Below are 13,530 nucleotides of genomic sequence, written 5' to 3'. Positions count from 1 at the left end.
GCCTCACCACCGGACATGGACCACAATCGTCCGGGAGGCGCTGGCCGGGGTCGTCCGGCCGCGAGCGGGGAGAGTGCACAGCGTGGAAGACGTGCGGGAACTGTTGGCTGAGTACGGCCGGTGGGCCACCGACGATGATGTGTCCCCCGGACGCCGGGCGCAGCAGCTCGCCCATTTCGTGGGGGCTCTGCTGCGCCGCAGCGTCGATCCCTCGACAGTGCTGGTGGCGGAGAGCGGCGGAACGCCCTCGGTCGTCTTCGACTTCGAGGGCCGGGACTACCTCATCAGCTGTGTCGTGGACGAGGGCGCGGTCCGGGACGGGACGGTTCCGCGCATCGTGAGGAACGCTGGCCTGACGGGGCGGCCCGGGGACGTCCGCTGGGCTCTGCTGTCCTGGACGGAGAATGCGGCGCTGATCGAACGTCACGTCGATGCTGTACGGGGCTTCGGTGTGGTGGTCGACCGAACGCACCTGGATGCCTCGCTCGCCGGTCTGCTGCCGCTGGCCGAGCTCGTACGCGACGTCTTCCGCCGCCGGGGGTCGGCCCATGTGCCGCTGGGCGAACTGGTGGTCGCGTCCGATGCGGGCAGGGTCCCTCTGGTGATGACGCCGTCCGGGCGCCTGAGTGCCCCGGTGGAGGTGGAGGCGCGGACGTGGGCCGGGGTCTCCTCGGAGGTGCTCCTGGCCGGGGAGGCTCCGGGGGCCCCTCCGACGGGCATGGTCTGGCGCAGTGCGCGGTCGCTGCTCGTGTCGTGCGCGGACGGTGTCGTGGACCTCGACCCGGAACGCGGGCGCTCGCGGTGGCTGTTGGCGCTGCCCGGCTGTCACGGAGCGCCGCTCATCGGCCCGGGCGGGGCTGTACTCGTGATGTGCGGGCCCGCCGTGGTCCGTTGGCACGAGGACCGGCTGACCGCTGTCGCGGGAGGATTCGAGCCGGGCGCCGATCTGGTGGCCGGCCCCGACGGCGAGGCGTGGGTGCTGTCCGGCTCCGGGGTCACGTTCGGCGCCGGCGGGGGGACTCTCGCGCTGACCCGGGCCGGCACGGCGGTCGGCGAGCAGCTGCGGTACCCCATCACTTTCGAGGCGGCGGTGCGCTCGGCGGTGTGGATCGGGGGCCGCCGGTTCTTCCTGGGCGCGGGCGGGCACAGTGCCGTGGCCGACATCGGCCGTACGACAGATCTCGGCGGTCGGGAGGGCTGGATACGCGCGGCCGGTCACGAGCCGGGGCATCTGCTGGCTGTGGGCCCCGACAGCGTGCTGAGCGCCTCGCCCGACGGCTCCGGCAACCTCATCGCCCTGCACCGGACGGCGCTGCGCGAGAAGTCGAACGAGCGAGTGGCCGAGTACCGGCTGAGCCGGGTCCTCGGTCTGGCCCAGGAGCCCGGGAGGGGGCCCGGGTACCTGCTGGCGTCGGTTCCGGACAACGACCCCGCACGGCTGCGGGCCGTCCTCACCCGTATCACCGGTCACCGTGACGCCGAGGACCCGGTCGCGGCACCGGCTGCACCGCCCACCGCCGCCGGGTACGCCCCGGTGGGGCTCTCGGCCCGCGGGCAGCGGAAGGACTACCGGCTGGACCGGCTGCCGATGGCCAGCGAGGGCCAGGCCGACGTCTTCAGGGGTGTCCACAAGCCCTCGGACACCGTCGTCGCCTTCAAGCGCCGCCGCCGCAAGGACTCCCGGGCCCGCCGGCGCATGGTCCGGGAAGTGGACGTCGCCCAGCTGCTGGGGGGACACCCCCACGTGATGCCCGTCCTGGACTTCAGCCCGGCCTACGACTGGTTCGTCATGCCGATGGCCGAGGCGACCGCCGAGGACAAGCGCGCCGAGCTCCAGGACCCCGCCGCACTGCGCGACCTGGTGGACGCGGTGGCCGACGCACTCAGCGAAGCGCACCGGCACGGGTGGGTGCACCGGGACATCAAACCGTCCAACCTGCTGCTCCTGGACGGGCGCTGGACAGTTGCGGACTGGGGGATCGCGCGGCGCCCCGCCGGGCAGACGAGCGCTGACAGGGCCCTGACGAACGCATCGATCGGCTCCCCCGGATTCGCCGCACCGGAGCTGTCCACCAACCCGCACGACGGAGCCGTCGCGGCGAGCGACGTCTACAGCCTCGGCCAGGTCATCGGCTGGGTGCTCACCGGCGTCTGGCCGCAGCCGAACGTGCCGCTCCTGCCGGCCCCGGGACCGTGGCGCGGCGTGGTCCGGCAGGCCACCCACCCCGACCCGGCCGCCCGCCCGCACGACATGACGGCCTTCCTCGCTCTCGTCGACCGTGAGACCGCGCCCTCGCCGGTGCTGCCCATCACCCGGGCGCACACCCTTCTGAGCGCGGCCGCAGACGGTGACGGGACTGCTGCTGGGCAGCTCCTGGCACTGGCTGCCGACGAACCCGGCAACTACGAGCTCTACCTCGACGTGCTGGCCCGGGTCCAGCTGGAGGACGCCGCGCCCGCGGTCCTGGCCAACCCGCGGCAGGCCATCGGGGTCGTCCGCGCGATGGCAGCCCACGTCGAAGGCGACCGCGGCCAATGGCCGACGTTTCCCGAGGCCGACCGGGCGATCTGGTGGCTGCTGAACGTGGCCCGCCTCGCCGCCCGCAAGACGGAATGGGACCTGCTGGAGGCCGCGTGCCAGGCGCTGTTCACCTGGGACGGGCGCTTCGACCAGTGGAAGCCGCAGGACTCGGTCCGGCGCTGGCTGCGCACCTTGTCCGGCGACGCCGCGGGCACGGTTGCTTCGGTGCTGGGCGAGTTCCCGCACAGCGCCCGCCACTTCCGGGAGCTCGCGGAAGAGCGGGGCGTCGACCGGAGCCTGCGCGGCACCATCGCGGCAGCACTCGCCGCCGATGGGACTGGTCAGGCGTAAGGGCTTCGGGACGACCGGGCGCTGGGCCGCGCGCGCCCGCCGGTGGGGGCGCATTGGGGTGCGGTGGGCCCGATCCGGGGGACGGGCGGACATGCTCTGGGTAGGCTGGGCTCCTGGCCAGACACGTACCGCCACGGCCGCCGTCATCGCCGTCCACGCCCGTCGATGACATCGTCGGCAAGGGTTTCCGGACCCCGTGCTTACCTCTCAGCCTCCGTTGGTCTCGGTTCCGCTGTGGCACGCGGCGTGGGTGTAGTGCGACAGCCGGGAGAGCCCCACATCGTGACGAAGAAGCGTAAGACCGACAAGCAGCGTGCCCGAGAGCTCCAAGCCCAGCACCCCCGTCTCTCGCTGGGGGAAGCCCTCGCCCTCGTGCGCGAAGGACGGGCGGCCACTCGCCCCACACGAGCCCAGGCGAGGGCGGCACTTCAGGCGCTTGCTGGGGAGCCGACCTTGCATCCGAGCTGGCGGGCCCGGCTGCGTGACCACCTGGTTCGCGCCGCCGATCCCCACTGGCCGAGCGCGGAGGACTGCGCCGGGATCGGGTCCGATCTGCACGCAGCCGCGGGGAGCACTGCGCAGCCGCACTGGCCACGGCTCTGTGTACCGCTGGCGATGAGGGACCTGCCGTTGCCGCAGGTGAGGCAGGCCATGGGCGACATGGCCCGGGTCGCAGGAGAGACGCGCTACCAGGACTGGGTCGGCGTCCAGCCTCCCCAGGGCGGCCCGGACGGAACCCTCTCGGGACCGTGGTCGGAGGCCACCGGGCGGTTCGCGTTCGCGGTCATCCTCGCGTTCACGGGTCCGCTGCACGACCTGCTGCACCACCCGTACGGGGTGGTCCCCCCGATGGTCGACGTGCTCTACGGCGCCCCGCCCGTCGCGGGCCGCCGCTCGCACAGGAGCCTGTGGACCTACACGGCCTGCGGCCTCCGGGTCGAGCGGCTGCCCTATCCGCGCCCCTGGGGCACGGGCCCGGTGTACGGCGACTTCTCCGTGGCCGGTTCGGAGGACCGGGAGCAGATGGCACGGGCGTTGCTCGCTCACGCCCTGGGCGGCACCGCTCCCGGGGCGCTCGCCGCGTGCTCGGGATGCCAGGGCACCGGCTGGCTGGAGCCCCTTGGCGACGGCCACGAAGATCACCTGCCGCACTACTACCAGGGCGAGGCCACCGAACCGATGATGGTCTGCCCGTGCGGCCGCTGTCGCGGCAGCGGGCTGCGGAAGCTGCCGTCTGCGCAGTTCGCCGCTCACTTCCTCGCCCGGCTCACCCCGTCGTGGAGCATGACCCGCAGCACCATCATCCAGTGGGCGAGGCCCCGCTTGTCGGTAGTCGACGCGTCTGAGCCGGTCTTCTGCGCCTGGGGGCTGCAGACGGCCTACGTTCGCGCGGTGGTGAGCGAACTCTGGCTGGCGGGACACCAGATCCCCCCCGAGGGCGACGGCTGGGGCTTCGACAACGACACTGCCGGTCACCTCGGGGCGTGGATCCTCCTTCCCGACCAAGGCCCGCTGGACTCCGGCGCTTCGAGGGGCCGTCTGCTCTCGTGGTCCAGCGACCGCGGATGGTGTGTGGCCCGGCGGCAATCCGCAGCGGAGCCGGCCGCTGCGCTCCTTGCCGCCCCTCTCCGTGTGCTGTGCCCGGGAACCCTTGTTCCGCCTCCGGCTCAGCTCGTGCGGGCCCTGAACGAGAGCGATCACGTGGTGGAGGACGCACGGTGGGTGCCCCCGAGGGAGCTGACGGCCGACGCTTACGCCCAGGTCCTCTCCTACCACCCGTGAGCTGACCCCCTTTGCCGAGTCCTGCCGGGATGGCCTCCCGGCAGGACCGGCCGGCACCCGGCCCGGCGGCACGGCGCACGTCGGTGAGCGGCACACAAGGTTGCCCGAACCGTCAGCGATTCGGCCTGGCCGGGCGCCGTCGACCGGCACGGGCCGTGCCCGGGTACCTCAGGGCGCCCGGGGGCGCCGCTGCCTCGCCTCCGGCCGCGGCCGTTCCCCTATCTCGTTCCTGGTGCTGGTGCCAGCTCTGCGGGGGCTGGCGGCCCGGTCTCTGTCCACAACACGCCCCTTGCAGGATCACCCGGTCCGGCGGATGCGTGTCCGCGGAGGAGCAGCAGATGGGAGCGGGCGTGTGCAGGTCCATAGGGGAGGGGGGCCGGAGGTGCACCTCCTCCATGCCGACGATGCGATCGGCGCGGCGGGCAGCCTCCGCCCAGCTCGGCAAGTCCCTCGCCGAAGCCGGCGATCCCGACGCGCTGGCGGCGTACGCGAACGCGCAGGCCTGGGCCGCGCGCACCAAAGAGGCGCTGGAGGCGGGCAGGGACGACCAGGCACGGATGTACGCGGACAACGCGAAGAAGTGCGCCGCAGCGGCCCGTGCCTACGCCCGCGGCAAGCAGCCGAAGACCCCGTATCCGGACGCCGCTGATCCGGCCGCCCTCAACGCGACACCGCCCCCGCCGCCTCCCGAGGAGAGGCGGGGAGCGCGGGCTCTGGCCGGTGCGGCCGGCATCGGAGGTCGGGCACGGGTGACGCCGCCTCGGGAAGACGGCGGGGAGACGGCCGCATGGAACGACAAGGACTTCGGTGGCGCCGCAACCGTCTTCCCGGGCGAGGACGACGAACCTCCGCACGCCCGGGTCGTCTTCAGCCGCCTCGACCGCGACCGCTACCAGGCCCTCGCCGACTCTCCCTGGCCATACCGGACCGAGGACGGACAGGTCATCTACGACCGGGTGCCGGTCGATCACGCCGAACAGATCATCAACGCGGCCGCCTCCCGCCGCGCGGCGAAGCCCTGGGAACGGCATGGCCTGAGCGATGAGGGACACCGCGAGGGGCTCGCCCAGGAGGCGGCCGATCGCCTGAACCCGGAGTCCGAACGATGGGCGGCCGGTCTCGACGACGGCCAGCGGGCATGGGTGTCGCGGTATACCGGCAGTGAGTACGCCGAGATCAACGAGCACCTCTACGAGCGCCGGGATCTTGATGAGCGGGTGCCCGGGATGGGCCCGCCGATGAGGGTGGTGACGAGCCATATCGATTCGGCAATCGCTGCGGCCGGGCTGTCCGAGGAGCCGCACCGGTGCTATCGCGGGTACACCCCGCCCTCCGATGTCCGCCAGCAGAACCGGGTCGCGGCCTGGGCGCGGGAGAGCTTCGTCGTCGGCGGCCGCTACCGGGACGACTCGTACATGTCGGTCTCGCACTGTCCCGAGGTTGCCGCCGGGTTCTCCGACCGCTCGTGGTACTCCGGCGCGGAGTCGGGCAGGGCCGACCACGGGGTCGTCTTCGAGACGGTTTCCCGTCGCGGTGCCGCTGTCGCGAGCATCTCGGCGTTCGGCAACGCCGAGCGGGAGCGGCTCATGCCCCGAGGCTCGGAGTATGTGGTGGTGGGGGTGCACGAAAACGTGCGCGTGGCCGGAGAGCCGTGCGTGGTCGTGCAGTTGGCCGATGTGAACGAGTCGAAGCGGTACTGACTCCGTGGACGTCGCGGAGGAGATGCGGGCGGGCTGGCTCACTGGGATCTCTACTTTCCCATCAGGCTTTACAAAGTTTAGCAATTCGTGTAAACTGTAGTTCGGGTTGGCGAACACCATCCCGCCGAACCCTGGAGGCCGCTATGACGCAACAGCCCGCTACCGCCCGCGATTCACGGCTGGCGAACCAGCCCGCGCTGCGGCCCGTCGCGCGACCCCCGGCCACGGCGACGCCTCCCACCTTCGAGGAGCTGGCCGCCCAGGCCGACGCGCGGGACTACGGGCCTCTCACCGCGTACCTGGACGGCGACGCGCGCATCGCGCTCGACCTGCCGGCGGCCCCGCAGGTGGTGCCCGTTGACCGGGAACTCGCCGAACGCATCCGCGACTACCTCTTCGACCGGCCGGAGCTGGTCGGCCGGCTTCCCGACGCGCACCGTGACCTGATCAACCTCTGAAGCGCGCCGCCCAGTCCGGCTGCGGCGAAAGCTCCAGCATCAGCACAGTCAAAGATCAGGAGACGGCACATGAGCAAGCCCTCCAGGCCCACCAAGACGCAGGCTCTGGCGCTGGAACTGCTCTCCAAGGGCGGCGCCTTCCGCAGCACCCGGGCGTTCTCCGACAACAGGGTCTACACCCCGGAAGGCAGCATCGCCCCCGCCACGGTCTCGGTCCTGGTGCGCAACGGGTGGGCCAAGTGGGGCCCCGAGGTCAGCCTGAAGAAGCCGTTGGACCTGACGGACGCAGGGCGGGCCTTTCTGCCCGCTCAGGCATGACGCGGGCCCGACCCGGCGTTCACCGGCAGATCCGGGATCACGTCGTGCCCGCGCACGGAAGCACGCTGCTGTTCGCCGCGCTTGCTCACAGCTCTGGCGGGATCCAGGCCCTGTCGGCGGCTCGGCAGCGGCAAGGCCGATGTCGGCCCGTTCGTTCAGCCGGGCCCCCGGCAGCGCCCTACACCCCAGCCCGGCCCCTCTGTCCCGAGGCAAGGAAGACATGACCGAGAGATACCTCCTGGGCGTCGAGTATGAGGTGGTCGGTCAACCGCCTGCCGCGATCCTCCACGCCTTGCGAGAGGAACTGGCCCACTACGATGCGACTGCCGACTTCCGCGCGGGTGTCCTGACCGTACGGCTGGCCCTTTCCGCCGACAGTCCCGTCGACGCCGCGCGCGGCGTCGACTTCGTCCAGGTGTCCGTGCTCAAACACGGTCCTCTTCGCCCGATGCGGATGATCGGGTACGACGTGGTCGCCGAGGATCGGGCCGGGCGTCGCCGAGACGCCGAGCAGCACTCCCCCGAGCTGGCGGGTCTCGCCGAGGTCGCCCAGATCACCGGGTACAGCAAGGGCCGCGTCAGCCAGCTGCGTGAGGACCTGAGCCCCTACCTCCTGCAGGAGCTGGCCTCCGGGCCGGTCTACCGGGCAGCCGGCGTACGCCGGTTCGCGGCCGAGAATCCCAAGAGCACGCCTGGTGTCCGCAGGTCCGAGATCGACCTCACTCCCCTTGAGCGGTCCCTGCTGGAGGCGCTCGCCGCGGCCGCCGCCGGCGTCGAGGCTCCCGCTCCCGCAGCCGGCCACCGCATCGTGGCCGACGCGATCGAGGGCGTGCTGGGCCAAGGTCGCCAAGTGCTCCTGCACGCCCAGCCGGAGGGCTCCGAGCTCGCCGCCGCTTTCGGCTCCCTCCTCATGCACGGCCTGGTCCGCACCCGCATGATCTACCAGAAGGAGAGGGCAGCGATGGGCGCCGGACACGAGGAGGACCTGGTCGTCTCCCTCACCAGCAAGGGAGAACGCCACTCCGGCATCCGCCCCCAGCCCGGCGCGGGCACCGAAGGGCAGGAGGACCCCCAGTGACCACATCGGGCACACCGGAACCGGGCGGCTCCGCCGACGCCGATCTCTACCACGCCGTCCTCGACAACCGGAAGATCGCGTTCTTCGACCCCGCCCACGCACAGGCCCTCGCCGAGCAGTGGAACAGCGTCCACGCCGACGACATCGCCCGCATACGGGCCGAAGTGGGCCCGGAAGCAGCTCAACGACGGGCCGGACACGTCGAATCCTGCGCTCGCGAGCACTGGCTCCGGAACGGACCGGGCGGCATGGCCTCCGTCTGGACGAGGGTGCCCGCCTCCGCACAACAGCACTCCCTCTGGGCGAACTTCACCGGCTTCGCCCACCGGCACACAACTGCCACCGGCGGTCCCCTGCACCGGACGGTCTGGGAGTTCCAGAGCTGGTTCACCACCCTGCCGGTACGCAAGCGCATCGAGTTCCGGCCTCGCGGGGTGATCAACGTCCAGGTCGAGGGCACCGACGAACAGGCTGTCGACGAGGCCTTCACGGAAGCATTCACCCACGTGATGGCCAATCCGAACACCGGTGACCATCTCCACCCAGCCGGTGTGCTGCAGGTCCTTCGTGGCCTGGCCGAGGGAGACGGGCAACGGTACGCACCCTGGGAGGAGGGCTTCCACACCGACGTCCGCGCGGCCATCGCCTGCGGTCTCGTCGACGAGAGCGCGCCCCCCGGGGCCCGCCTGCGGCTCACCAGCGCCGGCTCCAGCTTCACGGAACAGCACGGCCTGCTCCAGGTGCCCGACCCCGCAGAGTGGGACGCACCCCCGGAACTCGCGGCAGCCGCCGACGAGCTCGCAACCCTCTACTCGGCAGCTCCCCAGCAACGATGACCCTCACCCGAGACGGTCACACCAACAAGGAGTCCACCACTTGGCAGCCCCCCAGACACCCGTCCCAGACCTCGCACAAGCCCTCGCCGTGCTCCGCTCGCCCAACCAGCACTTCCTTAAGGACGCCCAGAACGACGCCGAACTCGGCCAGCAGCTCGCCCACTTCAACGCTCTCGGGCGCGGCGTGGCAGCAACCCTCAACTCCCGTGACAACGAAGGCGGCGGCTGGACGCACTCCATCACGCCCGCCCGCTGGGGCAACGTCAGGGTGCAGCACCGCGATGGCATGCACTTCGACTTCACGCACCACGGCAGCCACCGCACGGGCGCGGCCGGCCGCCGCCTGGAGGTCAAGACCGGGTACCCGCACGGGTACTCCGGCTGGCGCGCCGAGCCCATCACCGTGTCCATGGACCGCGCCCCGCACGCCATCGCCGTCGACGTACTCCGAAGGCTCATGCCCTCCTACCGCGAGACCCTCCAGACCGGGCTGGAAGAGGCCCGGCGCAGCGAGGCGGAGCGCCGCGCGCGCATCGAGGTGAACCGCCGCATCGAGCGGATCGTTCCCGGCGTCCACGGCATCGGCGGCCTGGATCCGCGCTCCGCTCCCGACCGGGACGCCTCGTACTGGCCCGGTCGCGCCCACGTCCCCGAAGGGCTGGACGTTCTGCCCGTCGGGGGGAGGGTGATCTTGAGCCCGGACGCGAGCGAGGTCGAGCTGAGGCTCCGCAAGGTGCCGCCCGCGCTCGTGCTCGAACTGCTCGAACACCTGCGTCGGCGCGGTGTCGTTGCCACAGGGGATCACCGGCCCCTTCCTGGCACGCGGGTCATCGTCGGCGAGCTGGAGGCCGGTGGGACCGGAGAGGACGCGTCTCCTCCTGGTGGCCACGCCCTGTCCACCGGCCGCGCCGAATAGCGGTCGCGACTCGGCACGCGGCCCGTTCGCACGAGGCGCTGGCCGGCGGCTCGGCCCGGGCGGACCACGCGTCGCGCCCCGTGAGGCGCCTGTGGCCCACCCGGTCGTGCTCACCTGCAAACGGGAGCGGGGCCCGGCGGCACCACACCCCGCTGGGCGTCCGGCTCGCCGCTCCGGCCGACCGGCCGGGGACACCATGGTGACCGGCACGGCCTGTACGGCCCGCTCCGCATGGCCCCGGCGGCCGAGCGGCCGACCCTGACTCCCGCTGGCACGCGCACGGCTACCACCCTCTCGACCCTGTGACCGCTAGAGATAGTTGCGGATCGGTTTCGGTGTCCTCGCAGGTCAGGGCACCTCTGCTCGTCGGATCTTGTTCACGGTAGTTGGCGGATCCGGGATCCGTTCCCCACCAGCGAAGACGCAGCTCAGGTGACCTGATCGGCGGCATCGCCAAGAAGCGTGAACCTCCGCCGACTCCCGTGAACGGTCACAGCCCGTGTGCTGGGCGGCGCGCACCGGCCTCTGTCCACAGCCTGCCCTCCGCATCGTGTTCGGACCTGTCGGTCCCAACGCCCGGGCCCCCACTGCGCGGGCACGGGGAGAGCGAGGGCACGCGTGTGCCGATCCATACCCGAGGGAGGGCGCCGGTGCGCGTCCTCCCACCCTGCGGTCCGTGTCGCCCAGCGCGCCGCCACGCCCCAGCTGGGGCAGAGCGTGGCGGATGCCGGAGCGGACCACCCTGCCGCCGACGCGTACGCCCAGGCGCAGGCGTGGGCCGATCAGGCCCGGGAGGCGGCCCGCAACGGTGAGGAGGACCGGGCCCGTCAGTGCGCGGCGAACGCGAAGCAGTGCGGCCAGGTTTCCCGCGCCCTGCTGGAGGACGACCGCGCGCCGGCGCTCTACCCGGACGCCGCCGGGGACGTGGTCCCCGACGCTCCGGAGCCAGGCCTGCCCGAGGGGCGCGCCGCCCAGGCGCTCGCCGGAGCTGCGGGAGCGGGTGACGCGCCGGTCGTACCGCGCACGGACGGCGGGCAGAGCGTCGCGTGGGAGCAGGAGGGGTTCGCCGGGGCGGCCACCGTGTACCCCGGCGATGAGCGAAACGGTGATCACCCTCGCGCCCGTGTCGTCTTCACCGACCTGGACCGTGACCGCTACGAGGCGCTGGCCAAGTCGCCGTGGCCCTACCGCACCGAGGACGGGGCGGTCATCTACGAGCGGCTGCCCGCCGACCAGGCAGCGCAGGTGATCGAGGCCGCGGCCACCCGGACTCCGGGGACACCCTGGCGGCGCCACGGGTTGACCGCCGGAGTGAACCGCGACCGGCTGGACGAGGACGACGCGGAGGAGGTCGAGGACGAGTCGTACGCATGGGCCGCGAGCCTGAGCAGCGACGAAGAGCACTACGTCAACGCCTATACCGATGTCGATCCGTGCGACGAGATCAACAAGGCGCTCTACCGGCGGCGTCCTGCGGACGAGCCGATCGAGAGCCTGGGAGTTCCGTTGAGCGAGGCGACCGCGCATCTGGACGCGGCGCTGGAGCGTGCACCGCGACCGGACCAGCCTCACATCACCTACCGGGGGTTCGTCCCGCCGCTGGAGGTCCGCAAAGCCGACAAGGTCCTGGAGTGGGCGCACGACAACTTCAAGGTCGGCGGCGTGTACCGGGACCGCTCCTACATGTCGGTGTCGCACTGCCCGGACGTGGCCGCGGGCTTCTCCCGCAACAGCTGGTGGAGCAAAGACGGAACGGACGGGAAGACCTCGCACGGTGTGGTCTTCGAGGTGGTCTCCAGCCGGGGCGCGGCGCTCGCCTCCGTGTCGGAGTTCCAGAACGAGGAGGTCGAGCGTCTGCTGCCACGCGACTCCCGGTTCCACGTCGTCGGGATCCGGGACAACGTCCGGATCGGCGGCCAGAACAAGGTCGTCATCCAGATGGTCGACGTCCACGATGTGCCCCGCCTCTGAATCCCTTGCGCCCGGCGGTCCCCTGTCCACAGGTCCGCGGCCCCAGCCTCGACGAACCAGCAGGTACATCGCGGCGCCCCCTCTCTCCGGGGTCCGCGGGAAAGCGAGTACGCGCACGTGTGCCGATCTATAGCCGCCGGCGGCCGGCGGTGCACCTCGTCCCACCCGGCCGTCCGGTCCGCCGCCCGGGCCGCCTCCGCGCAGCTCGGCCACGACGTCGCCGCGGCCGGCCCTGGGCACCCGGCGACCACCGCCTACGCCCAGGCCCAGACGTGGGCGCAGAGAACGAAGGAAGCCGCGGAGAGGGGGGACGAGGACAAGGCGGCCCAGTACGCCGATCACGCCCGCCAGTGCGCCGAGGCCAGCCGAACTCTCCTTGCGCGCCCCGGAGATGTGGCCAAGCGCCCGGATCCAGCGGACCCACGCTACGCCTACGCTCTCGCCCGTCCGCCGGCCGGCGACGACCGGGCCGGTGACACCCGGGCCCCGGCGCAGCCGCCGGAGTTCCCCGAGCACGTGCGGGCCGCATCGAAGCTCGCCGAAGCGAGCGGCGCGGGCGCGGGAGCGAAGTTCGTGCCCCGCGAGGACGGCGGACAGAGCGTCGCGTGGGGGCAGCCCGGGTACTGCGGTGTCGCTACCGTGTACGCCGGGGACGACGACGAGCACCCGCACGCCCGGCTCTCCTTCAGCAGTCTGGACCGCGACCGCTACGAAGCCCTCGCCGCATCGCCGTGGCCCTACCGTGTCGAGGACGACGGCTCCGTGCTGTACGACCGGGTGCCCGTCGACCAGGCCGAACAGATCCTTCAGACCGCACGGACCGGGCAGCCGGGCAAGCCCTGGGAGCGCCACGGTCTGCCAGGCCGGGACGATCGCGACGAGCTGCCCAGCGACGAGGCGACGAAACTGGTCGGCGAGTCCAGGGCGTGGGCCGGCCGGCTGGACGAGGAGGAGCGCCAGTGGATCTCCAACTACACCGGTGACGGCTACTACCAGCACATCAACGAGCACCTCTACAGCGGGCGTTCCCTGGATGAGGACCTGTGGATCAAGGAGCAGGTCGTCTCCGTACGGTCGGCCACGGGCACGCTCGATGCGGCGCTGGCCAAGGCCGGCGGTGCGGGGACGCTCCACACGACCTACCGCGGATTCACCCCTCCTTCCGACGTCCGCGAGAACGACCAGGTCGACACGTGGGTCCGGACCAACTTCCAGGTCGGCCAGGACTACCGGGACGACTCCTACATGTCGGTGTCCCACTGCCCCGCCACGGCCGCGGGCTTCTCACAGCGCTTCTGGCAGAACCCGGAGACGAAGAAGTACGGCAATGCCCGGCACCGGGTCGTCTTCGAAGTGGTCTCCAGCCGGGGTGCGGCGGTCGCGGCGGTCGGCGTGCAAGGCAACGAGGAGCGGGAGCGGCTGATGCCGCGCGGCTCGTCATACCGGGTCGTGGGGATCCAGCAGGACGTCGAAGTCGACGGCCACAACTGCATGGTGGTGCAGATGGTCGACACGAAGGACATCCCCCGCCCCTGACACGCCAACGTCTAGTCGATTTGACAACACAACACCTGAGAGCGTAATCTCTAACAGATTAGA

10 protein-coding genes are annotated in these 13,530 nt (G+C 71.8%); all 10 read left to right on the top strand.

The window, feature by feature from the left end:
* The first annotated feature begins 82 nt into the window (after positions 1-82).
* Positions 83-2,872: a protein kinase domain-containing protein gene (locus tag PSQ21_RS36865; RefSeq protein WP_274036600.1), complete on the top strand. Its 2,790-nt coding sequence runs from the start codon at positions 83-85 to the stop codon at positions 2,870-2,872.
* 282 nt (positions 2,873-3,154) lie between these two features.
* The gene (locus PSQ21_RS36860; protein WP_274036599.1) at positions 3,155-4,654 is read left to right on the top strand and encodes a DUF6292 family protein; all 1,500 of its coding nucleotides are present in this window, start codon (positions 3,155-3,157) and stop codon (positions 4,652-4,654) included.
* A gap of 395 nt (positions 4,655-5,049) precedes the next feature.
* Positions 5,050-6,354, top strand: a complete 1,305-nt coding sequence (locus PSQ21_RS36855; protein ID WP_274036598.1) for an ADP-ribosyltransferase — start codon at positions 5,050-5,052, stop codon at positions 6,352-6,354.
* 143 nt (positions 6,355-6,497) lie between these two features.
* Positions 6,498-6,812, top strand: a complete 315-nt coding sequence (locus PSQ21_RS36850) for a hypothetical protein (RefSeq protein ID WP_274036597.1) — start codon at positions 6,498-6,500, stop codon at positions 6,810-6,812.
* Between the two features lie 69 nt (positions 6,813-6,881).
* Entirely contained in the window at positions 6,882-7,130 is a 249-nt protein-coding gene (locus PSQ21_RS36845) for a hypothetical protein (RefSeq protein WP_274036596.1), read from the top strand.
* Positions 7,131-7,350: 220 nt separating this feature from the next.
* A complete protein-coding gene (locus PSQ21_RS36840) occupies positions 7,351-8,208 on the top strand; it encodes a hypothetical protein (protein ID WP_274036595.1) in 858 nt (285 codons plus the stop codon).
* Positions 8,205-9,044: a hypothetical protein gene (locus PSQ21_RS36835; RefSeq protein WP_274036594.1), complete on the top strand. Its 840-nt coding sequence runs from the start codon at positions 8,205-8,207 to the stop codon at positions 9,042-9,044. The genes PSQ21_RS36840 and PSQ21_RS36835 overlap by 4 nt, the downstream gene beginning before the upstream one ends.
* Before the next feature lie 40 nt (positions 9,045-9,084).
* Positions 9,085-9,960, top strand: a complete 876-nt coding sequence (locus PSQ21_RS36830) for a hypothetical protein (protein ID WP_274036593.1) — start codon at positions 9,085-9,087, stop codon at positions 9,958-9,960.
* Between the two features lie 717 nt (positions 9,961-10,677).
* On the top strand, positions 10,678-11,931 hold the full coding sequence (locus tag PSQ21_RS36825) for an ADP-ribosyltransferase (protein ID WP_274036592.1): 1,254 nt from the start codon (positions 10,678-10,680) through the stop codon (positions 11,929-11,931).
* Positions 11,932-12,048: 117 nt separating this feature from the next.
* A complete protein-coding gene (locus PSQ21_RS36820; protein WP_274036591.1) occupies positions 12,049-13,467 on the top strand; it encodes an ADP-ribosyltransferase in 1,419 nt (472 codons plus the stop codon).
* The last annotated feature ends 63 nt before the right edge of the window (positions 13,468-13,530 follow it).

The sequence above is a fragment of the Streptomyces sp. MMBL 11-1 genome, assembly GCF_028622875.1.
Classification (GTDB): domain Bacteria; phylum Actinomycetota; class Actinomycetes; order Streptomycetales; family Streptomycetaceae; genus Streptomyces.
The sequence above is the reverse complement of the archived record's forward strand: the minus strand, read 5'-3'. Positions and strand labels throughout refer to the sequence as shown.